The organism is Massilia forsythiae (assembly GCF_012849555.1).
Lineage (GTDB): Bacteria > Pseudomonadota > Gammaproteobacteria > Burkholderiales > Burkholderiaceae_D > Telluria > Telluria forsythiae.
The window spans coordinates 5,394,679-5,420,682 of record NZ_CP051685.1; the positions used below are offsets into that span (position 1 = coordinate 5,394,679).

Sequence of the window (26,004 nt, forward strand, 5' to 3'; positions counted from 1 at the left end):
TTCTAGTGATTACAAATCATTATGAATGGCGTAGTGTTTTCTCTTATTGTTATGTAGGAAGCACTTATTTGCGGATCCAATAAAAAACCGGCGACTTCATAGTCTGTGCATTACAAAATGCACTTTATGCGGTAGAAACTTCGATTTTTAACGCTCCGAATTATGAATATTTTGAAAAATCATTCCATTGGTTTTACTGCGCTCGTATCTTTCCGTGATTGGATTGTTGTACTGGGACTAATCAGCGGAGCTTTGGGTTTAAGCGAAGTACTATTGGTTTGGTCCGTTTTCGAGTGGCGTACAATTCGCTCTACACTGATCGGCGGATTAATTGGCATGTTGCCATCAATCTTGGTCTGTTTACCTGTCCACGGGATCGTTGATGGACTGTCACATAATGCACTTTATTCGTTTTTGAAGTCCGAAAATTTCACACCTAGTTCCGATCGCGAAGGCATCCAGGTTTACACCCCAAATACCCCTGCTTGGTCTCGATGGGATTCAAATCGTGTAACCATAAAATCTCTGCCGAGCGGACAGCTGAGTGTTACCATGCCGGTTTATTGTTATCGTGCTTTGAAGAAGTGGTGCTAAATTCCGCTAGCGTTAAGTTTCAGCGATTTAACTTATGCGTACACGCTATCGAGCGGACAACGTTTTTTTAGGCTGAATCGCCACTACTACATTAGACTGCGCTTTTCCCGCCGTTGAGTTACACGTGCATGGTATCGCGGACAATCTGCTGCCCTCCAGACTCAAACGAACTGTCCACCACAAAAGTCGGCACGGTTCAGCCTCCGCAAGCCTAATATTTCCTGCAGATGCCACGGAGACCTGATATTCATCGGCTACGACCGGCCCGCGTGGATCGAAGACGCCACTAATGAAGATGGGCGTCATGGTGCCGGTTTTACGGTATCGCGTCAGCACCTGCTTCGAGGACGCAACATTTTAAGCACCAAATATAAAAGGTCATCTACACGATTCGTTTCAGTTCGTATAAATTTTTTCAAACGGTTAGGCGCCGGGCCGCTTGCCGGCGGGCGCGTCGGGCGCGGTTTGCGCGCGTGCGCGATCAGGAAATCGACGATCTCGATGGTGGCGCTTGCACGGCACGATCGGGCTGCGCATGCCTGCGTTGTTCGATCACGGCGTTGACCTCCGCGCCGAACAACAAGACGGTGATGGATAAGCGGACATAGACCAGCAGCACCATGATCGCACCGATGCTGCCAAACATGACGTCATAATGGGAGAAATTCTGGATGTAGTACCGGAATGCGACTGCGGCGACGCTCCACACGATTACCGACAACAATGAACCTGCCGAAAAAAAGACGAAACCGGTGCTTTACATTTGGAATGACGTAATAGGCAAGCGCCACTGCAACATTCGACAGCAACAAGGCCGCAGGCCAGCGCAACCATTCCCAGAACACGATGAAGGTGGGCTCGATGCCGAACAAATGCGCCAGACATTGCATCGCCGGCGGCCCAAAGTGCATCATGATTCCAGCTGTGATCAGCAGCATCGCGATACCGACCGTGAACAGCATCGAAAAAGGAATCCGCTTCCACACGACGCGTGATTCCACCGCGGCGTACACCACGTTCAGGGCTATCATCAGTTGGCGCATGCCGCTCGACGCCATCCACAAGGACACCGCCGAGCTTGCCGACAACAATCCGATCCGGGGCACTTGCAACTCGCGGATGATGGCGTCCACCTGTTCAAGGGCGGCATGAGGCAGAAATGGCACGGCTTGGTCCCTGATCCAGCCAAAAAAAGCAGGCACCGCGAAGAAGCTCAACAGTGAAAAAAGAAAGACGATGAACGGGAAGACCGAAAAAAGCAGGCGGTATGCCAGGGCGGCAGCATGCAAGGACATGGCATGCCTTGAATAGGCCTGAGCCGATTGGTTGATCAGATTGTAAGCATCGATGCCAAGCTTGATGCAGATATCTTTCACACTTGTGACCCTCATCCATCGTCCATGCCGCACCGAGCCGCTTCGCCCTAGCGCCCCTTCTACTGCCAGGAGCGGATACCACCGCCGTTACGTGCCCGCCTCTGCCGCAACGCCGCCGTTCTTCCGCAGGCAGCGCCGCGATCCGCGGCACCGGTCATCTGGCGAAAATCGGGAAAGGCGTGACGCCGGATACAGGCCGTCATCCAGTCCGCTTAGGCTGAAGCCGATTCGTTTGTCGCTGGCGCGACATCGTGCTTATTGCCGCCGGCAAAAAGAAGCCATGCCAGGCCGGCAAGGCCCGCGACCAGCGAACCGATCAAGATCGCAATTGGGCGGCAAGGCAGGCACGCCGATACCGCCCAATGCCTCCACGATCGGCAGCAATGCATTGCGTAACTCCGACAACTCGCCGTTGACGATTTCGCGCTTCAGTTCGAGGCCGATCATCAAGAAGAAGATCGCCATCAGCCCGTCATTGATCCAGTGTTCGACAGACATGCCACTGAAGTCGAGCCGCCATACGGCAAGGTAGCTGGCGCCGAACGGCGAGTGCGCCAGCAGGATCGATACGATCATGCAGGCAAGTAGCACAATGCCGCCTGCCCTTGTGGAGGCAAACAGGTGCTGGAAGGTGCGCGACAGACTGCTGTAGGCAGGAGAGAATGGATGCATGGTATGGCCGTCAACGAGCCGCGTCGCGGCCCGACCGACGCTTTGTTCCTGCTGTGCACCAATGTGACAGCACCCGGTCTCAGTATAGCGGATCAGCCCCCCCGGCGCATCGAAACGTGGCGTGTCCGACAATGCGCGCTCGCGTTGCGGCGCTATGCAGGACTTTGCAATAGTCGTGAAGCAAGGGTTACGTCGCCGATGTTGTATGCTTTTGCTTAGTGCCACGTGGCTGGTCACGGGCTACTGAACGAAAGGCAGGACATTGGAACGCCTGAAAAAATTATTCGACCTGCGTCACGATCAGGATGAGAACAGTGTGATCGACAGTTCGATCCGGTCCGGAGAACGCATCGTCGGCACCAATTTGTGGGTCCTGATCTTTGCCATATTGATCGCCTCGGTCGGACTCAATGTCAATTCGACCGCCGTCGTCATCGGTGCAATGCTCATCTCGCCCCTGATGGGGCCTTTGCTGGCGATCGGATACGGCGCTGGCATCAGCGACTATCGACTGATCCGCACTGCCGCGCGCAGCCTCTTGGTCTTTGCCGCGCTCAGCGTGCTGACGTCCACCCTGTATTTCTTGCTGAGTCCCCTGTCGCAGGCGCAGACCGAATTGATGGCGCGTACCACGCCCACCCTGTGGGACGTACTGATCGCCTTCTTTGGCGGCTGTGCCGGCATCGTGGCACAGACACGGCGCGGCGCATCGACCATCGTGCCTGGTGCCGCCATCGCCACCGCGCTGATGCCGCCGCTGTGCACCGCCGGCTACGGCATCGCCGCCGGCAACTGGCACTTCGTGGGCGGCGCACTGTATTTGTTTTTGATTAACGCTTTTTTCATCACGCTGGCAACGTATTTGTTCGTCACCCTGATCGGATTGCCGCAGCACGAAAGCGGCAATCCGCGCCTGCAGCGGCGCGCCCACATACTCATCGTCCTCGGCGTCCTGGCCCTGGGCGTGCCCAGCGCCTGGCTTGCGTATGGCCTGGTGCAGGATCAACTGTTCCTGGCTGCCAGCAAGGATGTGTCCGCCGCACTCGACCGGGAGCCGAACGCGGTCGTGCTTCGCAGGGACGTCGACATGGCACGGCGCACGATGGCGGTCACCTTGGGCGGCGAGCGCATCGCCCCTGCCACGGAAGCTGTGCTGGAGAAGCGCTTGCAAGCGAATGGCGTGCGCCAAGCCCGCCTGGTGCTGCGCCACGTCGGTGCCGAAAAGGTCGACGTGACGACGCTGCGCAACGAATTGCGCAGCGAACTGATGGCAAACGTCGACGGCCAGGTGCAGCAGCGCACCGTCGCGCTCGATGCAATGCATCTGCAGATCACCAAGGCGGAGCGGGAGCAGGCGGAACGGACGGCATTGATTCCGCAACTGCTGGCCGAGTACCGCACGATCACGCGCGTGTCGGTAGCGCAGGGACTGCGCATGGCGCGCGGCGACACGGCGCCGGCCGCGGTCATGGTGTTGACGCTCGAAGCGCAGCCACGCCTGCGGGAAGAAGATCTGGAGCGGATCCGCGCCGGCCTGGCTGTCCGGTTTGCCGCCAACCCGGTCGAAGTCGTCCAGGCCCTGCCCGCGTCCGCCAAACGCCGCCGCAAGGGGCGGCCATGAAATCGCGCCTGTACAAATGGCTCGCCGACGCGCTCGACGCATTCTGGCCACTGCCGGCCGCCATGGTCATCGCCGGCATCCTTCTGGCCGTGGGGATGCTGCACCTGGACGAAAACGGCGCCCTGCCGGGGTGGCTCGACGGCAGCTCATGGATCTACAACGGCGGCGGCACCGGTGCGCGCACCTTGCTGGGCACGATCGCCGCATCCACGATCGGGGTTGCCGGTACCGTTTTCTCGATCACCATTGCCGCCCTGTCGCTCGCGGCCGGCCAGATGGGACCGCGCCTGCTGCGCAATTTTACCCGCGACCGCGGCAACCAGGTCACGCTGGGCGCGTTTCTCGGCACGTTCTCGTATTCGCTGATGGTGCTCCGCAGGGTCAGGACGACCGAGGAAAGCCTGTTTACGCCGCACCTGTCCTTGACGGTGTGCGTCATCCTGGCATTCGCCTGCGTGGCCACGCTGGTTTATTTTGTCGGCCACATGGCCAGCCGCATCAACGTCGACACAGTCGTGGAACTGGTCAGCGACGATGTGCACCGGGCCGTGGACGGCATCCGTACGGTATCCGACCAGGCGCCGAGGCCGCCAGATGCCTTCTGGTCGGGCGCGACGGCCGTGAAAGACAACCGCAGTGGCTACCTGCGCCACGTCGACGCAGCAGCGCTGGCCGATTGGGCCGCGGAACACGGCACGGCACTGCGTGTTCTGCGGCGCCCCGGCGACTACGTTTTCCCGGGTGCGCCGATTGCCATGATGACGGTGCCGGTCGCCGGCGTCGGCGCGCTCATCCACGCGCACAGCGTACTGGCCGACAACCGCAGCGGCGCCAACGATGTGGAGGACGCGCTGCGTCAGCTGGTCGAAGTGGCAGTACGCGCACTGTCGCCCGGCATCAACGACCCGCACACGGCAATGAGCGTGCTTGATCGTCTGGGCGCCGTGCTGTGCAAGCTGGCCAGGTGCGAACTCGACACGGGGGTACATCTGCGCAACGGCGAGATCGCCCTCGAAATGCCGGATGTTAATTACGATCGCCTCGTCGGACTGATGCTGCACATGATCCGCCAGAACGCCGCAGGCAGCGCGGCGATCCTGATCCGCATGCTGGACGTCCTGGCCCAGGTGGCGCACTGCGAGACCTTGCCCGATCGCCGCGTCACCTTGATTCACCATGTGTCGCTGGTATGCATGGATGCCGCGAGGACCATCGGCAATGCTTCCGATCTCGACACTGTCAATGCCCGTGCCGCGCTTTTCCATGAAGCACTGCAGCACGCTGCCCCGGCAAGCGCCGGGACTGACGCAGGTTCGCAAGCGGCGCAGTGCAGTGGGCGGACGCCGTAAGCGTTCATACCGGTACGGTGCGTGCAATGCCTGGCCCGGTGTTCTGAACATGCAGCGACATACAATCGTCACCTTACCGGCGCACGCCGGCATGCAACCAAAAAACGAGAAACGGACACGCCATGCTGGATATCCTCGCCATTTGTCTTGTTACAACCGCCCTCCTCAGCTACGTCAACCATCAATGGATCCGCCTGCCGACGACCATCGGCGTCATGGTCATCGCCATGGTATTGTCTCTTGCAATCGTCCTGCTGGACTGGCTCGGCATTGCATCGTCGGTACGCGACCAGGAACAGGCGTTCCTGCGCTCGATCGACTTTTCCGAAGTGCTGATGCAGGCCATGTTGTCCTTCCTGCTGTTCGCCGGCGCGATGCACATCAAACTGGCGTCGCTCCACCAGCACCAGTGGCAAATCGGCGCGCTCGCCGTTGCGGGCACCGTCCTGTCGACGGCGGCAGTCGGGGGCGGCATGTGGCTGGTGCTGCCATTGCTGGGCATCGATTTGCCCCTGTTGTATTGCCTGCTGTTCGGCGCCCTGATTTCGCCGACCGATCCCATCGCGGTAATGGGGATCCTGAAATCGGCCGGGGCGCCACAGGACCTCGAACTTGTCATTGCCGGCGAGTCCTTGTTCAACGACGGCGTCGGCGTCGTCCTGTTTTCGCTATTGCTGGGCATGCTTGCCAGCGGCGGCACGCCCACCGTTCAAGCTGCTTCTTTCCTGTTGTTGCACGAGGCCGGCGGCGGACTGCTGCTTGGCGCCGTGCTCGGTTATATCACCTACCGCATGTTGAAAAGCATCGACCAGTATCACGTTGAAGTCATGCTGACCCTGGCGGCGGTGGCCGGGGGCTACGCGCTCGCCAGCCGCCTGCACGTATCGGGCCCCCTGGCAATGGTGGTCGCCGGACTCATGATCGGCAATGGCGGACGCGACCATGCCATGTCGGATATCACGCGGCGCTACGTCGACATGTTCTGGGAACTGCTGGACGAGATCCTCAACGCCGTGCTGTTCGTCCTGCTCGGCATGGAAGTGATCATGATCACGTTCACGCCATCCCTGCTGGTCGGCGGCGCCGCCGCGGTGGTGGTAACCCTGGCCGCACGGACAGCGACGGTGGGCGTGCCGGTCGCTGCCGGCGCGCGCTGGTTCGGCTTGCCCGGCGGGTCGGCACCCGTGCTGGTATGGGGCGGCCTGCGCGGCGCCATCTCGGTTGCACTCGCGTTGTCGCTGCCGCCGGGGCACGCCCGTGACGTCGTGCTGACCCTGACCTATTGCGTCGTCGTCTTCTCGATCCTGGTCCAGGGCGTGAGCCTCGGACACGTCGTGCGCGCGGTGATCGCGACGGAGGAGCCGGCGCCGGTGAAGGCGCGCGGGAACACGGCCGATTGATGGCGCCGCGTGGGCGATATCGTGTTGCTGGGCCGTAAGGTGCGGCGGGCTGCCTATCTGAGGGTTAAGCTTGCATGCTACTTTCTTCGGAGTCCAATCATGAGCACCACCAGTTTTCAGGACTGTATCGACGCCTGCAACGCCTGCGCCGATGCCTGCGACAATTGCGCGGCCATGTGCCTCGGCGAGGAGGATGTCAAGGCAATGGCGCGTTGCATTTCCAATGACATCGACTGCGCTCAGCTGTGCCGCACAGCGGCGAGCTTGATGTCGCGGAACAGCGTCCATGCAGCGGCCATGTGCAGGTTGTGCGCGCAAGCCTGCGAGGCCTGCGCAACGGAATGCGCACGTCACGATATGGCGCATTGCCAGCAGTGCGCCGCTGCGTGCAAAGACTGCGCTGCGGCATGCGCTCAGATGGCGGCGGCATGACTGCCCATCCCCAACCACGGGGCGCAGAAGAGCCGCCCGCACTGCCCGTGATCACGCCGGACTGCGAAAGCCATGCCGAACATGCACTCGACGAAGCACTTGCCGACAGCTTTCCATCGAGTGACCCCGTCGCCATCGCGATACCTAAACCATCGGACAGTCCGCTGAAATAGCGGCCAGCGCGAACAGCGCCGCCGCGCTGGATGAAAGGAGCATCGCTTCGGTGCGCATAAACGGCATCCAGCCGGCAACATCTGAAGTGGCGCGCAGCGCACCTGCGTCGCGGCCTGATATAACTACGGGTTGCGCGACGCATGGCGTTCTACTTGGCGACTGCGCTCTGCGGCAAGGTGTTGACGAGGTTGTCGCGATTGAGATCGTTCAGGCTTCCCCACTTGTCCGCGTCGAAGTTTTTCATCGAAGCCAGCATGTTCTTGTCGACGTCGAGCATCAATTCGTCCTTATCATTTTCTACCTTAAACGATGTCAATGGGAAGGCGAATAATTTGCCCGCAGTGAACCAACTCGGGTCGAACGAAAGGACTGCATACTTGACATTGCCGGTGTCGACATCGACGACCAGATCCTTGATCTTGCCGATATCCTTACCCGCGCGACTGTTGACATCGCGACCGATGATCCGGCTGGCGCGCATGGACCGCGCGGTTCCAGCAGGGGGCTTGAAGCCATACGCCTGATCCGTACCCGTCAAGAAGGCCTTGTTGTCCACGGCGCGAACCCAGTCACGCTTGTCCAAAGCGGCCCGTTCAACTTGCGCCCGAGAAACTTCACGGTATGCCAAGCCTTTCCCATTCGCGTTGACAGCGAGCGCCGCGACGGGAATCGCAAACAATTTTTCAGATTTGAAAAACCTGGATCGAACTCGAGGATTGCGTACCGTACCTTGCCAGACGTCATATCAATAACCAAGTCCCTGATTTCGCCAATGTTTTTGTTGGCACTGCCAATCACGCTGCTTTTCATCATGTCCGACACCAGCAAGCGGTGCTGGGTCGTCTTCGTCGTGACGTCGGCGGGTTGCGCCTGGACAACAGATTCATGAAAAAACAAGACCGCAGCGGCAAAGGCAAGTGCGGAAACGCCCGTCTTTTTGGAGGAAATAGTTAACATGAAACTTCCTTTCCGTGTCCGTGTACGAAGTTTGAAAGTCGCCCACCACAACGTGTGACTGAAAGTCACAGGAACGAACCTACATGCCCAACAGGGAGCTGGAATGTGCGGCAACACACGTTGCGTGACATTGGCGTTGATGTTTATACCGGCATCGCGATGCATGCGTGCCGTTTAACAGCTAATCGGTGCGCTGTGGGAGCCCCATGTGACGGTTCAGTGTTCGGCAATCCGCTTCAGCCTTGCGTGACGATCATGAGCCTGGCGTAGTGTTCTTGGCAGACTCAGCCGGTATTAGGCGCTGATGCCGGAAAGCCGCTCGGCATGCACCGAGGCCATCCATGGGGGTTCACCGCCATGGGGGTTCACGGCAATGACGGTTCACGGCCCCAGACTGTCGGACTAGCAGAAGCGGCGTCAATCGTCGCTGCCACCAAGTAAACCCCGCCCTGCCATGTCCGGACGCCATCGTTGAGTTGACGGAATACGAAATCCCGGAGCGCCTACTGCGGGGCGCTCCTGACGCGCCAGATCACATTGCCGACATCGTCGGCGATCAGCAAGGAGCCTTCTCCGTCCTGCGCCAATCCCACTGGCGCGCCGTACAGGCTCTTTTCATCGGATGAATGAAAGCCCGTCACGATGGGCTGCGGGTCGCCCTTCGGCATGCCGTTTTCAAACGGGACGTACACGACTTGGTAGCCGCTCAGCGGAGAGCGATTCCAGCTGCCGTGCTCGCTGACGAACGCGCCGCCCCTGTATCGTTGCGGCAGGTTACTCCCGGTGTAGAACAGCAAGCCCAGAGCCGCCACGTGCGAGCCGAGCGCGTAGTCGGGCTTGATGGCGCGCTTGACCAGGTCGGGGCGTTGGGGCCGGACACGCTGGTCGACATGCTGGCCGTAATAGCTGTAGGGCCAGCCATAGAATCCTTTTTCCTGCACCGACGTCAGGTAGTCGGGAACGAGATTGTCGCCGATTTCATCGCGCTCGTTGGCGATGGCCCAGAGCTTGCCGGATTGCGGCTCCCATTGCAGACCGGTTGGATTACGTATACCCGACGCAAATATCCGGCTGGCACCGGTCGCCGTGTCGACTTCAAGCACGGCGGCACGCCGGTATTCGACCTCGAGTCCGTTTTCCGTGATATTGCTGTTCGAGCCGCTGCCGACATACAACTTCGTGCCGTCCGGGCTGGCCAGCAGGGCCTTTGTCCAGTGGTGGTTGACTGTGTCGGGCAGGTCGCCGAGTTCAATGCCAGGGTCGGACATCCTGGTCTCGCCGGGCGTGTACCGGTACTTCATGATGTTGCCGGTGTTCGCCACGTACAGTGTGTCGCCGACCAGCTGGATGCCGAAAGGCGAATGGAGGTGTTCAATGTAGACGTGCTGTTCCCACTCGCCGGAACCGCCAGGTTTCTTGCGCAGCAAGGTTATGCGGTTGCCGCCCCTGCCGCCCTTTCCTGAACGGCCCTTGACCAACCCGGCGACGACCTGCTTCGGCGTAGTGACCGCTTCTTCCCCCGGCCCATTCGCCTCGACGACCAGTACATCCTGGTTGGGCAGGACCAATAGCTGGCGGGGATGCAGCAATCCCGACGCAATTTTGTCGATTTGCAGGCCGGGTACGACCTGCGGCTTGGCATCGCCCTTCCAGCCGACACCGTCTGGAACCTGCATCGGCGGAACCAGGAAGTCCTTCGCTCTGGGCAACTCCGGAGCAGGCCCCGCCTGCTGCGCGGGATCCATCCTGGCCTTGTCGCCGCAGGCCCCCAGCAGCATCGCGAGGCCGGCTCCCATGGCCAGTGCGCCCCCCCGGCCCCATTTATGCTTGTTCATTGTTAAGCTCCTTGTAGGCCGGGAGTTGTCCTGCCAGGAGGATCCGGCCGGCGCCCAGCGCTGCGACGGTCACGACGGACAGCCACAGGGCATCCGGGATCGCCCCGTATGCATCGCGGCTGTGCACGAAGGCGTTCAGGAGCGCGGCGACGATACCGGCGACGTTGAGCCAGAAATTGACGACCTCGCCGCGAGCGCGCACGCGACGCCGCGCGAACCAGACACGGTACAGGTTGATCAACTGCGGCACAATGGCGAAAACAAGGCCGAGGCTGACGAGCCAGGCAGCGCTTTTAATCCACAGAATGGTCGCGGTGCTGGCATAGGCAAAGTCGAAGATCAATACGCCGACGAAAAAGCCGAATGGTATCGGATCGAGAAGATTGAATAGCGCCGAAGCGATGCTGGATGTGGATGGAGGTCGTCCTGCTGTCATGGTATTACTCCTTTGAAGAATCCGTTGCATGTAAGCGTTGCGCTCTCCGTCTGGCATCCAAAGCATATAACGCTTGTCGAAAGCGCCGTTTTCGCTTGACAGCCAGCAACCGACCGAGGCCAGCCGTCCTCGCGCTTGGCTGTCACCCCGGCATCATGGCGCCTCCGCCGCGTTCTTCCCTTGATGCGAGAGATAGACCGTCTGCGTCGGATAGGCAAAGCCGATCCCTTCCTGTCCGAAACGTTCGAACAGGGCGACATTGATTTCCTGCTGGATGTCCATGTACACGCCGTAGTCCGGCGTCTGCACGATGTACACCGTCTCGAAGTCCAGCGACGACGCGCCGTAGGCCTTGAAGTGGGCACGGTCGAACCTGGCCTGCGGCTGCGCATCGACGATCTCGCGGAGGATGCGCGGGATCGCCAGCAGTTGGGACTTGCTGATCTCGTAGACGACGCCGACCGTGAACACGATGCGGCGGGTCTGCATGCGCTTGTAGTTGCGGATGCGGCTCTTGAGCAGGTCGCTGTTCGAAAACACGACCTGTTCGCCGCCCAGGGCGCGGATGCGCGTGGTCTTCAGGCCGACGTACTCGACGGTGCCGGCGATGTCGTCCACGGTGATGAAATCGCCGACCACGAACGGCTTGTCGAGGACGATCGACAGCGAGGAAAACAGGTCGCCGAGGATGTTCTGGATCGCCAGCGCGACGGCGATGCCGCCGATGCCGAGGCTGGCCACGAGCGTCGTGATGTTCAAGCCGAAGTTATCCAGGATCATGAGGGCGATGATGAGCCATAGCGCGGTGCGCGCCACGAACCCCAGCGCCGCGGTCGACGTGGTACTGGCCGCGTCCGCCGTACTGCGCTGGACCCGGTAGTGGTGCAGCCAGCCGTGCACGCCGACGCCACCCCAGCGCGCGCACTGCAGCAGCAGCGCGGCGATCACCAGGCGCGACAGCACGGTCGTGGTGCCTTCCGGCAACAGCAGCCAGTGCGCACCGGCATAGATCCCGAGCGATAGCATGAACAGGGGATGGGTGGCCGACAGCATGCCGACGGCGAGGTCGTCGAGGTAGGTCGCAGTGGTCGCGGCGAACGTCGCCAGCCGGCCGACGACGATGCGCTTGGCCATGTGCAGGACCGTGTAAACGATGGCGGCGATGGCGATGGCGAGGGCCATGGCCCAGGCTGGGACTCCGTTGTTGAATAGGACGTAGTGCATTGCTCAATCCATCTCTTGGCGTGCGCCGGTCCATGGATTGTGCCGCGCATAATCATTTGAACCCATGCATTTAGGATCGCATGCGGACTTCCCCCCTTTTCCGCTGCCGCTGCACACATGGCCCCGACGGACCCGCGAGCATTGCCCATTGCGGGCATGCCACGCTTTATGCGCAAACGTCTAGATTTTTGGAGGACAAACACAATGGGAAACTACCTGCGCTTTGGCGCCATGATCGTGTGCTCGACGCTGGTGATGTTCGGACTCATATACCTGAACACGTACACGCCGGCCCACGCCCACTTCAGCCAGACGCGCGCGTGGATGGCACTGGTCATGGGAGCGGCGATGGCGATCGTCATGCTGGCTTTCATGCGCGGAATGTACCGGGACGGGCGCCGCAACGCCGCCATCTTCGCGAGCGCCGCCGCGGCATTCGCCGTGTCGCTATGGCTGGTGCGCAGCCAGGCGACGGTCGACGACGTCGCTTACATGCGCGCCATGATTCCGCACCATTCCATCGCCATCATGACCAGCGAGCGGGCGCGCATCCGCGACCCGCGCGTGCGCAAGCTTGACGACGGCATCGTCGCCACACAGCGCCGCGAAATCGCCGAGATGGATGCGTTGATCGCCGGCATCGAAAGCAACGGCGTACGGCACTGAGGATCCAGTGTGGCCGGGTGCGTGGTCGCCACCGTACGCGAACGAACCGACGACGCGCCCGGCGCAGCGCAGGCTACGGACATGCCCAGCGACTACGTCGAACGCCCCCATGCCATGCGAGAACAATGCCGAATGCTGCTTAACCCGCTGCGTGACCGGTTATGGATCAAGCCGCTGATCGCGTGCGCCCTGTCGGTCGCCGGGGTACTGCTCGCCCACCTGGCGGACAGCATGGTGGTCGACGGCTCCGTGCCACAGGTGATGCAGACTTCCGTCGTGGAACTGTTGAAGATCATCGCGGCCAGCATGCTGGCCATCGCCGCGGTCGCGGTCGCGTCGATGGTGTCCGCGTACGCATCGGCCGGCCAGGTCGCCACGGCGCGCGCGTTTCCGCTGATCGTCGCCGACGACCTGTTGCAGAACGCCCTGTCGATCTTCATGGGCGCCTTCATCTTCGGCATCGTGGGCATCAGCGCCGCCATGAACGGCTATTATGGACGCGCCGGGCGGTTCACCCTGTTCGTGCTGATGGTGGTGGTCCTGGTGATCGTGGTGATCGTGGTGCTGACCTTCGTACGCTGGGTCGACCGGATCGCCCGCCTCGGCCGTATCGGGGCGATCATCGAGAAGGTCGAGCAGGCGACGGCTGCATCGCTGGCGCGCCGGCAGCGCCAGCCCTGGATGGGCAGCGTGACGGCCGCAGCTACCGTGCAGGGAATCGCCGTGCATGGCGGACAGACCGGCTACATCCAGCACATCGACATCGCGCGCCTGCAACGCCTTGCCGAACCGGCGCTGCAGCGTGCGGAACGCGCTATGGTATTTCCCGATGACATTGAGCAAGTGCGCGCACGCCATGCCGACTACTGGCACGGACCGGTTCTTCCCAGCCTTCCGGAAGCAGCGGTCAGACACCGATCCCCGGCTTCGCCATGAACAAGGAAATCGCCATCGTCTACCAGCGTCTGAACGCCTTGGGCGCCGATGCCATGCGCCTGCTGCCCAACCTGGTCATCGCCCTGTTCGTGTTCCTGGCCTTCCTGCTGGCCGCAGGTTTCATCCGCAAACTGGTACAGCGCATCAACGCGAGGAAATACCACCATAACCTGGTGCTCGTGCTCGGGCGGATGACGCAATGGAGCGTGGGCCTGCTTGGCATGCTGCTCGCAATCACGATCGCATTTCCCTCATTCACGCCGGCGAACCTCGTCAGCGCACTCGGCATTACGGGCATCGCCATCGGCTTCGCGTTCAAGGATATCTTCGAAAATTTTTTGGCCGGCATCCTGATCCTGCTGACCGAGCCCTTCCGGATCGGCGACCAGATTGTGTTCCGCGACTTCGAGGGTACAATCGAACAGATCGAGGCACGGGCCACGAAGATGCGCACGTATGACGGCCGGCTGGTGGTCATTCCCAACTCGGACCTGTACAAAGGCTCGTTTATTGTCAATACTGCCTTCCCCGAGCGCCGCCTCCAGTACGACGTCGTGGTCGGGAACGGCGACGACATCGCCACGGCCAAGCGCATCATGCTCGATGCGGTGCGCTCGGTGCGGGAAGTGGCGGCGACGCCCGCGCCCGATGCCCTGGTCGTGGCGTATGCGGACGCCGGCGTCAGGATCCGAATCCGCTGGTGGGTCAAGCCGCCGCGCCGGGCCGACGCGCTGGACCTGCAGGACCAAGTGCTGGAACGCGTCAAGGTGGCGCTGACGGCGCACGGCATCGACCTGCCGTTTCCAACATGCCATGTGCTGTTCCATGACCAGACCGAAAGCACGGACGGCGACCGGCGACACCAACGCGAAGGCTGGCCGGCGGGAACCGGCAAGGTTCCCGACCCGGCAGGGGTAGCAAGGGCGGTGCGTGACAGTGACAGTGGCCGGTCCACGCCGGACGCCTGAAACTCCCCTCGCGCGAAGCGGAGGCGGGTGCGAAGGGGACGGAACACGGACCCGGGCATGCTGCCCGGGGGATCGTCCGGCCGGACGCGCCAGGTGGAGCGGCTGAACATTCGCGGGGAACACACGGGCGAGCATGCCATCGGCGAGACGCCCTGAAGGCGCCGGCGCTGCATACTGCGAAACGATATACGAGGGAATCGTGCATGGACGCATCAGGCATGTTGCAAGCGTTTGCCGTTGTGCCCACCATCGCTTCATAGCCGCCACGCCGGTCATGTCCCACGGGCACGATGCTGATCCGCTTGCGTCAGCGCCACCCATCTTCACGGACGATTCCCGGATGAAAACGCGATCGACGACAAAATCAGGTCATTATTGCCGCCCTTGCGCTGCCATGCGCCGGCGCCATGCCCGCCAGTAGTGCGCGTGCCCCGTCGTCGCTTGCAGCGACACCCTCCAGCATCAGGCACCGCATTCATCTCACGAGGGGCCGTTCGCCGGATCGCGTCTCGCATTCGCCATCCATGGCTGTGGCTCCGTCCCGCTGGCCAGCATACAGTACACGCAATGCCCTGGAGCAGACGGCAACCGTCGCGATGCAGGCAGGAATCGAGGCGCGGCGCACCGTACGGCGTACTGGGCAGGCGCCTCGCCGTTCCGGCATCCAGAGCCGTGACGGCAAGGCCGGCACCGCCCGACTAGGTCTGCATGGCGCTGCCGCGTACGCCGGCGCAGGCGGAACGGTCGCCGGCCTGTGACACCGACATCACGGAAAGGCTGCCGTCGCTCTCGAGCACAACGGCGGCCACCTGTTCCATCGTTCCAATGCCGCACCGCCGTAGCGCGCTACGCACCTCATCGGCGGTCACACGTACCTCCTTCATTGCCGCATCGAGAAAACGGCCATCCTGAACCACCAGCGTCGGGACGGTCTTCACGATGTCGCTGACAAACCGCGAACGCACAGATGTCCAGGTGATAGCGAACTGCAGGCCGATCAGCAGTGCGATGGCCGCGAGGCCGGTAGCCAGGCTAAGCTTCATTTAGCGGACAGTCGTAACTTACGGCCTATCTGTAGCTCTCTTGGATTGTCAACCTCATTCCACTTTGCAAGGTCGGTTTCGCTAATACCATTCTTCTTGGCGATCCCCCACAACGTGTCTCCCTCGCTTACCAGATACATGTCTTCACCCCCGGATCCAGTTGAACTGACACTGGATGAACCCACAGAACCGGATTCAGTTGAAGATTTACTTACAGTTGCTGAGGCAACTGCGGTGTCCTGGGGAGTAACAGGTAGTGTGGCTACCGGTCTCACCGCATTTCCATTGGTAGGGACCGTCATAGCAGTCGAATTTTCGACATGCGGCGGACTTTCTTTATGACATGCCGAAAAAAGTGGAATGCATAAAAACAAAATCAGTGATTTTTTCATATTGACCTCATTTGGTTATTAAAGAAATAGTGACCACGCGGCGACGCGCTATCTTTCAAGACGCGACAATGTGAAGCACTCCTTAATCGGCACTGCGAACGCAGTGGTTAAAAAACCAAGAAATAAGTTGAATATCATTCTAACTGTTCTCGTCTTCATTTAAGTCTGCCCCACGCTGGGTAATTAGCGTCCCAGATATCCGATCTTAAAATATAATTCATTACAGCGTACTAGGGGGACTTTCAATTTAGTTTGCGATTATATATTCCAAGACGCCAGATAATTCGCTTTTTCTTCCTTAAAAACCGACGACGAGGCTGTCCTAACTACTTCATGCGAAAAATAGTAATTGTGCAAAATTTAATACATAATCAAGTATGTACGCGACGGAGCATTATTGCAAACTCTTTCAATGAACCATTCTCACTGTGATCTGCTTGATCAAGCCATAAATGGAGTGGCCTAACCAGATCCTCGGACGAAGTGTTCGATGGCTCCCAAAGATTACGCAACTGTTCACGCATAGCTATAAGTTCTGAAAGTAAAGGAGATCCTTGAACTGCATTTAGAATTTGAACTTTAAATATAGCTGGAATGAATTTTTCATCTCGATGTAGCCATTTTTGTGCAACCTTCAAGTTTGCGATTCTTTCGGCAATATTTTCATTTAACTCTTCACGAACTTGTTCTGTAAAGGTCGCTTGCCTAATTCTTTCGCCATAGATGGACATAAAAGCGAATCTATTAGAAATGATTGCATCAAGCATTTTTGTATCCGCTTCTCCAGTTGCCAAATCGATTTGGAGACTCGGATGAACTCTTTTTACTTTGGCAAGACCGAGAAATTGAAATGTCTTTATATACGCCCATCCTATATCGAACTCGCCAGAATGTACGGAAAGCTTCGCTGATGTGGGATAATTATGATGATTATTATGCAATTCTTCACCCCCAATCAAAATTCCCCACGGAATGAAATTATGACTTGCGTCAGTTGTTTCGAAGTTGCGGTATCCCCACCAATGTCCCACACCGTTGACTAAACCAGCTGCCGTAACAGGAATCCATAACATCTGTACAGCCCAAATACTGACCCCAATAATTCCAAACGCTAGAATATTGAATGCCAGAAGCAAAATCACGCCATGGAAGCTGCGCCTAGAGTAAATTTCTTTCTCAACCCAATCCTCAGGCGTTCCAAATCCATACCGGTCAGTAATTTTTACATCCCTGGCAGCATTTACATATAATTCGCTGCCTTGGAGAAGGACTGTTGGGAGGCCGTGCGTTTGCGGACTGTGTGGGTCTTCTAACGTGTCGCAAGTCGCGTGATGTTTTCGATGCACTGCCACCCATTCTTTTGTAACAATCCCTGTAGTGAGCCAAAGCCAAAATCTAAAAAAATGAGCAACTAGCGGATGAAGATCAACAGAGCGATGAGTTTGACTACGATGAAGAAATATTGTGACACTAACAATTGTAATATGAGTAACCAGCAAGGTGTACAATAATATTTCCCATACATTAAAATCCATTAAGCTGCCATTGACTATATTTGTCAATAATTCTCGAATTTCCACTTTTGCTCTCACTAATTTTATAACATACGTTGCAAATATATGGAGATGAAGTCTGCGATAGAATCTTTGATCTTGCCAATCTAACTTTATCCTAGATGCCCATACGACTACCCAAAGTTTCCCTCGCGTACAATGAGCGAAATATTCCTAAAGCGTGTGAGTAATCTAATCTTTTTTTGTTATGGTAAGCAACATTTGTGATCCATAAGTACAAAAATCCATTTTTTCTCTAACCGGATTTTGAATTTTTTTGGTCGAAACGTTACTTTATCTCGCCTTCGCTAACTGGCTTGTAGTGATCGCTAATACTTCTAAATTTCCAAAGCTGAAGTCGAACGTCAACTCATTTTTAACTGCTGGAAATGTAAAGTAAATAACGAAATCTAGAATTTTCTAACCTTATGGGCATTATAAATTCTTGTTGATCATCTTTAGCAACAATAGATGATTTTTAGAAATTTTCCGAGCACCGCTTATATTGCTTTAAAACAACGCATGGGTAGCAAAATAGTATTACACTGACCATACCCTGTTACGACTTGATTACTTTATGCAAGGGAATATATTGCGTAGAATCACTTCATATGATGGCAAATAGTTTGGGAAACCCTGACCGTTATATTAGCTTTCTGGATTTCTTTAAAATCAACTTACGCTCTAGATGAAAATTCCAATGTTCGCTAACACACGTAAATATAGATAAACATTATTTGACAGCGAATTACCACACACTAATAAATTAGATTTTGCATCCTCAACGTGTTACGGTGTTTACAGAAGAAGTCCACCGGACTATCAGCGTAGTTGAAACTGGAAAACTTTGCGCTCGAGCATTTCTATATTGATAATTGGAAACTTATGAAGCCAATATTGTGGATTTTCCTGCTAGCGTGGCTTCCTGCGCATTCGCAGACGACAGGGTACTCAGGCAAGCCGTTTCCAGACTTTAGCGCTACCGCTTTAACGGGGAGGCTCGTCAATTCCACTCAGTTCTCTGGTCGACCTACAATATTGATTGTGACACCGAGCCAAGGAGCTGCTAAAGACACCCGTTTGTGGGTTCAGGCTTTGCGGAAAACTATCGACCAACGGAAGGTGCTGATCGGGGATATTTTGGCAATTGATCGGCCTCTTTTCATGAGCGAGGATGACATGCGAGTGCGCGCCAAGGAAAAGATTCCGGCTCAATATTACGACCAAACCTGGATCACAGACGAATCCCAAGTGAAACGTGTATTGCACATTCCGCGCGGATCAGACAGCGCATTTTTATTCGTACTCGACGAACATGGAACGATTTCGCAGCGGATCAAGGGCCCCCCAACCAGCGCAAAAATCGCGGCGGTAGAAGAGGCTGTACGCGCCAAAAAGAGCCGACAATAAAGGCGACTTTCTAGAAAAAATGCTGACCTTTGCACCGTGTTTTTCCACATGCGCTCAGTGGCGACGCGTTGAGACACGGAACTTTGGCCGCGCTTTGATTTTTCGTTGGCTTTGTTGCGTAAATTGAGCGAAGGCCGAGCTGACGCTATTTGTGATTCGTTTTATAACACTGGAACCGTAATCGGGGTGCCCAGCCGAATGAAGCGGTTCAGCACGGCAGCCCGCACCTGTAGCTCGGCGACCTGACGGTCGAAGTCGCGTGCCAAGACGCGTTCGCCCAGCAACTTGAAGCAGCGCATCTTGGTTTCAACAAGACTACGCCGGTGGTAGCCGCTCCATCTCTTCCATATTGCCCGCCCCAGCCTCCAGCCTTTTTGTCGCCCACAGGATGTCGTTACGTGCATCGGCGCCGCAGCGGTTTGCCTTCCAGGGCTTGGCGTTCTTGCGGGTTGGGATGATCGCCTGCGCAGCGCGCAACGCGATGGCTTCATGGCAGTCCTTCGTATCGTAGGCGCCGTCGCCACTGACGCTGGCAATGCGCTCGTCAGCAGGAATCTGGCTGAGCAGCGCTGGCAGGACAGGTGCATCGCCGATACTGTTATCCGTCACTTCCATAGCCCGGATCTCAAGCATGGACGCATCGATCCCTAGATGCACCTTGCGCCATTGGCGGCGGTAATCGGCGCCGTGCTTCTTCGTCTTCCATTCGCCTTCGCCCAGCATCTTGACGCCCGTGCTGTCCACCACCAGATGCAAGCCCGTTGTGGTTGGCACAGCGCCGATAGCGACCTGCAGCGTCTTTTGCCGCCGGCTGACTGTGCTGTAATCCGGCACCGGCCAGTCGAGCCCAGCCAGGTGCAGCAGGCTTTGCGTCATCCCCATGGCCTGGAGTAGTGGCAAATTGAAGAGGCACTTGATGCTCAGGCAGAACTGGATCGCCTCGTCGCTGAACGCCTGGCTGCGTCCGCGCTTGCCGCTCGGTTGCCCGTGCCAGTTCATCGCCGGGTCAAGCCAGATGAGCAGCAAGCCGCGTGATTTCAACGCTTCGTTGTACGTCTTCCAGTTGGTAGTGCGGTACTTCTGTGGAGCTGGTTTCATCCCGTTCAGGCTACCAGACCTACGCGTTCTACGCTGGTCGGGCCTGATTTACGCAACAAAGCCTCTTAGGTGTTTAGACTCGTGGGATCATGTACCCACCCGTAGCTGGCCGCTCTTCAAGGCCAGGAACGTTTTGCGTACACTGTTTCAATCTGATCTTTCGCCGACAATTCAATGACCCAAGCGCTGCACAGCCAAGCCCGCACTACTCACCTGATTCGCGAGGAAATTAGGAACTCGACGCTACCGCAAGCCGAACTGGCCAGGCTGTACAACGTTACGCGCCAGACTATCCGGAAGTGGCAAAACCGCGATTCGCCGGAAGACAAGTCGCACGCTCCGGTCAAGATGTACACCACACTTTCACCTGAACAGGAACTCATCGTGGTAGAGCTGCGCAAGACGCTGCTGTTACCGACCGACGACCTACTGGCGATCACGCGTGAATTCGTTAATCCTGCCGTTTCCCGCGCTGGTTTGGGACGCTGCCTGCGTCGTTATGGGGTCTCGGACCTGCGCGACCTGGTCGAGCAGGAAAACGCTGCGCCGGTCACGAAAAAGACCTTCAAGGATTACGAGCCAGGCTTCGTACACATCGATATCAAGTATCTGCCTCAAATGCCCGACGAAACGTCACGGCGTTACCTGTTCGTCGCCATCGACCGTGCCACGCGCTGGGTCTACATCGGCCTGTACGCCGACCAAACCGACAGCAGCAGCGTCGATTTCCTGGCGAAGGTGCAGCAGGCCTGTCCCGTCAAGATCATCAAGCTGCTGACCGACAACGGCAGCCAGTTCACGGATCGCTTCACCGCTGGCAGCAAGAAAAAGGAACCCAGCGGCACGCACGCGTTCGACCGGCTGTGCAAACAGCTTGGCATCGAGCACCGCCTTATTCCGCCTTGTCACCCGCAGACCAATGGCATGGTCGAGCGCTTCAACGGCCGTATCAGCGACATCGTCAATCAAACACGTTTCGGCTCAGCCGCCGAACTGGAATCGACGCTGCGTAATTACGTCAAGATTTACAACCACTGCATTCCGCAGCGAGCCCTCGACCATAAAACACCTGTTCAAGCACTCAAAGACTGGCACGAAAAACGCCCCGAATTGTTCAGGAAACGCGTGTATAACCAGGCGGGTCTTGACACTTAGGTAGGTACCACACTGTCTTCTACAGCGATCTTACAACGCCTGCTTTGGGTCGATACGGCATGTCATGATATTCTGCAAACTTTTGGATAGGCAACCTTTTATGCCAGAGTGAACGGCCGAATTCGGTCATAAACAGTTATTTGCTTGAAAAGGTGACCTGCAACCATGACAGACGAACATAACACTATGTTCATACTCTTGGTTTTTTGACGGGGGTGTTGCTCTTCCGTAGAAAATAAATAAATAGCGGAGCGAATAGAGTTACTATCCAGTTTAGATACTAGTTTTTCATCAATCCTTGTACTCTATTTCAACGCTACTGAATGATTCCTAACCTTTAGCCTCCAAGGTTTATCCATGCTGAGTAGCTTTCTTGACAATAATCGAGCTGATCTGATCGCTCGATGCGCAGCCAAAGTCGCCAAACGCCCGACGCGCAATGCTTCCCAAAGACAACTTGAGACTGGCATTCCGATTTTTCTTGAGCAGCTCATCCAGACACTCGACGCGGAAAGCGACGGCGATGCATCGGAGGGTGTGCGAATTTCGGGACCGGCAGGAGGGGAGCACACAACCGTTTCAGAAATACGTTCTACAGCCATGGAGCATGGTAAGGCGTTACTGGCGCTTGAATATACCTTTGACCAAGTGGTGCACGACTACGGTGATCTATGCCAGGCGATTACGGACTTGGCAGTTGAACGCGACGCACCATTTTCGATTGAAGAGTATCGAACGCTCAACCGTTGCCTAGACAACGCGATCGCGGCTGCAGTGACTGAGTTCAGTACGCAGCGCGACATCGCGACTCAACTGCGTCAAACGAGTGAGGGCAACCAGCGTTTGGGATACTTGATGCATGAGCTTCGCAATGCGCTCAGTTCCGGCATGTTGGCTGCAGCGGCCATGAAAGCAGGAAATTTGTCAGTTGGCGGCGCTACTGGCTCAGTGCTCCAACGAAGCCACGCCGCCATGGCTCGAATAATCAACCGGGCACTGGACGAGGTAAAAGCCGACAATGCACAGCTTGATACGTCGTCCATTTTCGCCGTGGACGAATTTATCCGCGAAGCCCACGAAGCGGGGCAGCTCGACGCCGAAGCGCGCGGACTCAAACTTGTTGCGTTAGAAGTCGACCCGGGTCTTGTGGTAGAGGCCCACCGAGATCTTTTGCTTGGCGCATTGACCAACTTGATTGGCAATGCCTTAAAGTTCACCTTGCCAAATACGACAGTAACATTGACAGCACATGCAGTAAGCGACCGCGTATTCATCGAGGTGAGCGACCATTGCGGGGGACTGCGACAAGGTGACGCAGAGCGTATATTTATACCATTCAGCCAGCGTGGCGACGACAAGACAGGCCTTGGTTTAGGTCTATCTATCGCAAGAGAAAGTGTACATGCCGATGGCGGAACCTTGACTGTGCGCAACCTACCCGGTCATGGATGTGTGTTTACGATCAACCTTCCTATACGTCTACAGCGCGCTTGGTAGTGCTCCCGGGATTACTAAAATATTCTGAGTCCCTGCAGGTCACAATAGATGTGAAGTTAAAAGGTTTATTGCCGCAAAGACACTTACGTGCATCAGTGTTAAACAGGGTGTTTCACCAGTCTCGAAAGTCTGCTTCGGGTCGGTTCCGGCCGGTCGTGACCGTTCGTGACTTTTCCGCTCAGGCAACCTGCTATGCTGAGTTGGCTGTTCGCAGCGGGCCAAGCAACGATGGCGGCATGAGCGATTACAATCAGATTATGATCGAAATGAGAACTACAAAATGAACGCTCCTTTCTCAGGTGGGTGTGCCTGCGGAGCGATCCGCTACACAAGCGAGCAAGAGCCGCTTGCAATGCTCAACTGCCACTGCAGTGATTGCCAGCTCTCAAGCGGGGCTCCTTTTGCGTCTGGCGTTGTCGTTCGGAGCGGATCTCTTCAAGTCAGTGGGACGCGCAAGACCTATAACGTTACTGCAAGCAGCGGTAGACTTGTCACCCGTAGTTTTTGCCCCGACTGTGGCACGCCACTATTCACGAGCAGCGCAGCGAATCCGAAACTCATGTCTATCCGATTCCCGTCGTTAGACGACACTACCGACTTCAAACCCATGCTAGACATCTACACTGCCAGTGCGCAGCAATGGGTTTGCCTTGATGCGACAATTCCTCAATTTCCGGGCTCGCCTCAGTGATCCTAAACGCCTTGGTTTCTAAATAATGTTGGTCAAGTAAGCAAAGTAAAAAAGCCGATTTAAGCTGTTCTCGACGGTCAACTTTTGGTTGATAACGGCCCGTCGAGGTAGGTCTGCAACCGGCTAGAAGCGGTCTCACCTCGACTGCATTCGGCAGGTGAAACGCCCCTGCATCAGCTAGGAAGGAACTATGAGTCTCATCCCGTCTACATGCCCAAAGTTAATTGAAGTCCTTGACGAGTTGCGCAAGCTCGAACCGCTGCTCCATGCTGGACACGATGCCGAGCGCATGGTTGCGCCTATTTTTCGGAAGTGGGCGCATCCGGACAGCGCTATGGCAGGCAGGATGTCCTTAACGTGCTACGCGAACGTGCCACCAGTCTCGCGCCCGACGATTGGCGCGCCGAAGATTTCGATTTGGCCCCGGCCGGTACCGACCACTATTTGCTCACATGCACTCTGCGTCAGCCGGAGCGTGTTACACGCAGGGTGACGGTATGGCAACGCTGCGGCGGACAATGACAGGCGATTTACCATCAAGGAACGGTCGTCACCTGAGTCTTCACATCTGCCGAAGACCGCTTTGGGTCGAACGCGGTCGTACGACCGGCACGGTACGGAGCTCGTTGAGGAGTCCGTACTTACTGCCCGGCGCCAGGCCTGTTCCATTGGCAAAGCCGCACATTCGTCCTCGTCTCTTGGCAGACCCAGAGCAGAGGCGCGGGCTAAATCGGCGAAAAGTTCCACCTTTACTTCATTTCTTCGGCGAGTTTCACTTTTACTTCATAAAGAGTTTCACTTTTACTTCATCGGACGGCCGACGATACATTCAAGCATTTGGGCGAACTCGCCATCGACAAGCTCGCATCGGTGTGGACATTGGTCGCCCCCAACGAGCGCGTGTCGATCAAGACGCATCTGCATGATGTCCCAAAGGACGACGGTACACGCGTGGCCAGCGGTACGCACAAGGTTACCCCTGGCGAAACCGTTTCGCGCATTGCGCGTGATAATGGAACGACTTACCAGGAGATCTGCAAATTGAACGGGATAGAGAAGCCATACACCATCTACCCCGGCCAGATCCTCAAGCTTCCTCCCAAGCATGGCAAGAAGGCACCCGTGCCGCCCGCGCCGTACCATGGCCAGCCGGCTACACACGCGCCAGTGCCCGACCGCGCACCGCGTGCCGCCGCGGCATTGCCGGGAAAACCGGCGGTCAGCGAAAAGCGCGACCAGGAAAGCCGGCATCCCGTCGCGGATGTCGTGGCGACTACGCCATCCGACAGGATCGCGGCCGCGATCGCCTACGCGATGAAACACAAGGAACCGAAGTCAGTGCATCTGTGCCTGAAATATGTCAAGAGGGCCCTGTTTGCCTCGAAGGCGATCCGGTCCTATCCAGGCATCATCGCGGCCAAGGATTTCGGCCCTTTCCTCGGCAAGGAAGGTTTCGACAATCTCCTGGAGAGCAAGCCAGGCGCTAATCTGAAGAATGCGCCAATCGGATCAATCATCATCTACAGGCCTGTTGAAATGCAGGCATACCATGGAAAAACCATCTACGGCCACATCGAAATCAAGACCGAACATGGCTACGTCAGCGATTTCTTTACCGAGCGTCCGACGTATGGCACCGATGCGGTCACGATGGTATCGCCGGTTGGTAGGAGAATTCCCGTGAGTTACAAGGTCATCGGCATATGGTTCAAGGAATGAAATGAAAAAAAAATGTCTGGCATGGATGGTCGTCATGACTGTCGCTTCCAAGGCGGCGCATGCGCAGGATGGCGCTTCGCCGCGGCCCGCGCTCGCCTGTCCGGTCATTCACGCCGCGCCGCAGCAAGTGACTGAACGCATGGTGAAAGACGTGACCGACACGCTCAACAGGACGTTCGACGATGCCCTGGGTCCGGATGCTAGGCGCCTGGATCAGCCGAAAGTCGTCGCCAGGCTGGCTGCGCGCACGGTCGACGAGCAACGCATGGCCAGGCTGGCGCAGGCAGCCGGTTGCGCTGCCCTGATCGATGAACGGTCGTCATGTGCACAGTACTTCGATACCGAACTCGGCGAACCGCTCTCGTTGTTCATGCGCATGAAGAAAACCGCACCATTGCGCAGGCAGTTCGAACAGGCAGTGGCGCGCTTGCCTGCCGCGCCGCTCAAGCGCGCCGCCCAAGCCTGCATCAGGTTGATTGGTAAGCCATGAACCGGGCGCTGATACGGGTGGGCGACCCCACTTCGCACGGCGGCAAGGTGCTCGAAGGCAGCCCGAATTTCATCGTGGACGGCAAACCGGTCGCCCGTCTCGGCGACAAAGCGAGTTGCCCCATCCACGGCGATACCGCCATCGATAGCGGCAGCAAACATTACTTCACGGACGCCAAGCCTACGGCGCGCGACGGCGACACGACTGCCTGTGGCGCCACCTTGGCCGCGACACACACCCACTACCTCATTCGCTAGCATCCAATCGATATGAAGCATATGCACTCCCGGCGCCTTCTAGGCGTGCTCCTGACCTG

Annotated in this window: 25 protein-coding genes and 1 pseudogene; 14 read left to right on the forward strand and 12 right to left on the reverse strand. The window is 57.4% G+C overall.

Going from position 1 to position 26,004, the window contains the following annotated elements:
- Positions 1-1,075: 1,075 nt before the first annotated feature.
- The 3 genes from HH212_RS27120 to HH212_RS22600 form a co-directional block, all read right to left on the reverse strand.
- Positions 1,076-1,303, reverse strand: coding sequence for a YhjD/YihY/BrkB family envelope integrity protein (locus tag HH212_RS27120; protein WP_211172395.1), 228 nt, complete (start codon positions 1,301-1,303; stop codon positions 1,076-1,078).
- Positions 1,245-1,970, reverse strand: coding sequence for a YihY/virulence factor BrkB family protein (locus HH212_RS22595; RefSeq protein WP_211172396.1), 726 nt, complete (start codon positions 1,968-1,970; stop codon positions 1,245-1,247). Before HH212_RS22595 ends, HH212_RS27120 begins: the two co-directional genes overlap by 59 nt.
- A gap of 255 nt (positions 1,971-2,225) precedes the next feature.
- Positions 2,226-2,774, reverse strand: coding sequence for a Na+/H+ antiporter NhaA (locus HH212_RS22600; protein WP_229217416.1), 549 nt, complete (start codon positions 2,772-2,774; stop codon positions 2,226-2,228).
- A gap of 130 nt (positions 2,775-2,904) precedes the next feature.
- On the opposite strand from HH212_RS22600, the gene HH212_RS22605 reads away from it, so the two are divergent.
- The 4 genes from HH212_RS22605 (at position 2,905) to HH212_RS22620 (ending at position 7,444) form a co-directional block, all read left to right on the forward strand.
- On the forward strand, positions 2,905-4,263 hold the full coding sequence (locus HH212_RS22605) for a DUF389 domain-containing protein (protein WP_170204550.1): 1,359 nt from the start codon (positions 2,905-2,907) through the stop codon (positions 4,261-4,263).
- Positions 4,260-5,612 carry a DUF2254 domain-containing protein gene (locus tag HH212_RS22610; protein ID WP_170204551.1) on the forward strand — a complete coding sequence of 451 codons (1,353 nt, stop codon included), beginning with the start codon at positions 4,260-4,262 and terminating at the stop codon, positions 5,610-5,612. Before HH212_RS22605 ends, HH212_RS22610 begins: the two co-directional genes overlap by 4 nt.
- 122 nt (positions 5,613-5,734) lie before the next feature.
- Entirely contained in the window at positions 5,735-7,012 is a 1,278-nt protein-coding gene (locus HH212_RS22615; protein WP_170204552.1) for a cation:proton antiporter, read from the forward strand.
- 99 nt (positions 7,013-7,111) lie between these two features.
- Positions 7,112-7,444, forward strand: a complete 333-nt coding sequence (locus HH212_RS22620; RefSeq protein WP_170204553.1) for a four-helix bundle copper-binding protein — start codon at positions 7,112-7,114, stop codon at positions 7,442-7,444.
- 322 nt (positions 7,445-7,766) lie between these two features.
- On the opposite strand, the gene HH212_RS22630 is transcribed toward HH212_RS22620, so the two are convergent.
- The 5 genes from HH212_RS22630 to HH212_RS22650 all read right to left on the reverse strand — a co-directional run bounded on the left by HH212_RS22630 (position 7,767) and on the right by HH212_RS22650 (position 12,028).
- Positions 7,767-8,174 carry a PRC-barrel domain-containing protein gene (locus tag HH212_RS22630; RefSeq protein WP_170204555.1) on the reverse strand — a complete coding sequence of 136 codons (408 nt, stop codon included), beginning with the start codon at positions 8,172-8,174 and terminating at the stop codon, positions 7,767-7,769.
- Entirely contained in the window at positions 8,153-8,575 is a 423-nt protein-coding gene (locus HH212_RS22635; RefSeq protein ID WP_170204556.1) for a PRC-barrel domain-containing protein, read from the reverse strand. Before HH212_RS22635 ends, HH212_RS22630 begins: the two co-directional genes overlap by 22 nt.
- 503 nt (positions 8,576-9,078) lie before the next feature.
- Positions 9,079-10,410, reverse strand: a complete 1,332-nt coding sequence (locus HH212_RS22640; RefSeq protein ID WP_170204557.1) for a PQQ-dependent sugar dehydrogenase — start codon at positions 10,408-10,410, stop codon at positions 9,079-9,081.
- Positions 10,397-10,846: a DUF2231 domain-containing protein gene (locus tag HH212_RS22645; RefSeq protein ID WP_170204558.1), complete on the reverse strand. Its 450-nt coding sequence runs from the start codon at positions 10,844-10,846 to the stop codon at positions 10,397-10,399. The genes HH212_RS22640 and HH212_RS22645 overlap by 14 nt, the downstream gene beginning before the upstream one ends.
- 153 nt (positions 10,847-10,999) lie before the next feature.
- Positions 11,000-12,028, reverse strand: a complete 1,029-nt coding sequence (locus HH212_RS22650) for a mechanosensitive ion channel family protein (RefSeq protein WP_229217417.1) — start codon at positions 12,026-12,028, stop codon at positions 11,000-11,002.
- A gap of 246 nt (positions 12,029-12,274) precedes the next feature.
- On the opposite strand from HH212_RS22650, the gene HH212_RS22655 reads away from it, so the two are divergent.
- From HH212_RS22655 to HH212_RS22665, 3 genes are all read left to right on the forward strand, one after another.
- Positions 12,275-12,736: a DUF305 domain-containing protein gene (locus HH212_RS22655; RefSeq protein WP_170204560.1), complete on the forward strand. Its 462-nt coding sequence runs from the start codon at positions 12,275-12,277 to the stop codon at positions 12,734-12,736.
- Positions 12,737-12,817: 81 nt separating this feature from the next.
- Positions 12,818-13,672, forward strand: a complete 855-nt coding sequence (locus HH212_RS22660) for a DUF2254 family protein (protein ID WP_170204561.1) — start codon at positions 12,818-12,820, stop codon at positions 13,670-13,672.
- Positions 13,669-14,640 carry a mechanosensitive ion channel family protein gene (locus tag HH212_RS22665; RefSeq protein WP_170204562.1) on the forward strand — a complete coding sequence of 324 codons (972 nt, stop codon included), beginning with the start codon at positions 13,669-13,671 and terminating at the stop codon, positions 14,638-14,640. The genes HH212_RS22660 and HH212_RS22665 overlap by 4 nt, the downstream gene beginning before the upstream one ends.
- Before the next feature lie 698 nt (positions 14,641-15,338).
- Here the strand turns inward: HH212_RS22665 and HH212_RS22670 are convergent.
- The 3 genes from HH212_RS22670 to HH212_RS22680 all read right to left on the reverse strand — a co-directional run bounded on the left by HH212_RS22670 (position 15,339) and on the right by HH212_RS22680 (position 17,655).
- Positions 15,339-15,683 carry a DUF421 domain-containing protein gene (locus HH212_RS22670; RefSeq protein WP_170204563.1) on the reverse strand — a complete coding sequence of 115 codons (345 nt, stop codon included), beginning with the start codon at positions 15,681-15,683 and terminating at the stop codon, positions 15,339-15,341.
- Entirely contained in the window at positions 15,680-16,075 is a 396-nt protein-coding gene (locus tag HH212_RS22675) for a LysM peptidoglycan-binding domain-containing protein (RefSeq protein WP_170204564.1), read from the reverse strand. The genes HH212_RS22670 and HH212_RS22675 overlap by 4 nt, the downstream gene beginning before the upstream one ends.
- A 371-nt stretch (positions 16,076-16,446) precedes the next feature.
- Positions 16,447-17,655, reverse strand: coding sequence for a DesA family fatty acid desaturase (locus HH212_RS22680; RefSeq protein WP_229217418.1), 1,209 nt, complete (start codon positions 17,653-17,655; stop codon positions 16,447-16,449).
- Between the two features lie 804 nt (positions 17,656-18,459).
- On the opposite strand from HH212_RS22680, the gene HH212_RS22685 reads away from it, so the two are divergent.
- Positions 18,460-19,038, forward strand: coding sequence for a thioredoxin domain-containing protein (locus tag HH212_RS22685; RefSeq protein WP_170204565.1), 579 nt, complete (start codon positions 18,460-18,462; stop codon positions 19,036-19,038).
- Between the two features lie 161 nt (positions 19,039-19,199).
- On the opposite strand, the pseudogene HH212_RS22690 reads toward HH212_RS22685, so the two are convergent.
- Positions 19,200-20,136 (reverse strand): annotated as a pseudogene (locus HH212_RS22690) (IS5 family transposase).
- 174 nt (positions 20,137-20,310) lie between these two features.
- Here HH212_RS22690 and HH212_RS22695 point away from each other — a divergent pair.
- From HH212_RS22695 to HH212_RS22720, 6 genes are all read left to right on the forward strand, one after another.
- A complete protein-coding gene (locus tag HH212_RS22695) occupies positions 20,311-21,291 on the forward strand; it encodes an IS481 family transposase (protein WP_169434964.1) in 981 nt (326 codons plus the stop codon).
- 357 nt (positions 21,292-21,648) lie between these two features.
- A complete protein-coding gene (locus tag HH212_RS22700) occupies positions 21,649-22,788 on the forward strand; it encodes a sensor histidine kinase (RefSeq protein ID WP_211172397.1) in 1,140 nt (379 codons plus the stop codon).
- Positions 22,789-23,068: 280 nt separating this feature from the next.
- Positions 23,069-23,479 (forward strand): GFA family protein, encoded by a 411-nt coding sequence (locus tag HH212_RS27855; protein WP_170204566.1) that lies wholly within the window; start codon positions 23,069-23,071, stop codon positions 23,477-23,479.
- A gap of 837 nt (positions 23,480-24,316) precedes the next feature.
- Positions 24,317-25,198: a LysM peptidoglycan-binding domain-containing protein gene (locus HH212_RS22710; protein ID WP_170204567.1), complete on the forward strand. Its 882-nt coding sequence runs from the start codon at positions 24,317-24,319 to the stop codon at positions 25,196-25,198.
- Between the two features lies 1 nt (position 25,199).
- Positions 25,200-25,688 (forward strand): hypothetical protein, encoded by a 489-nt coding sequence (locus tag HH212_RS22715; RefSeq protein ID WP_170204568.1) that lies wholly within the window; start codon positions 25,200-25,202, stop codon positions 25,686-25,688.
- Positions 25,685-25,945, forward strand: a complete 261-nt coding sequence (locus HH212_RS22720; protein ID WP_170204569.1) for a PAAR domain-containing protein — start codon at positions 25,685-25,687, stop codon at positions 25,943-25,945. The genes HH212_RS22715 and HH212_RS22720 overlap by 4 nt, the downstream gene beginning before the upstream one ends.
- Positions 25,946-26,004: the final 59 nt, after the last annotated feature.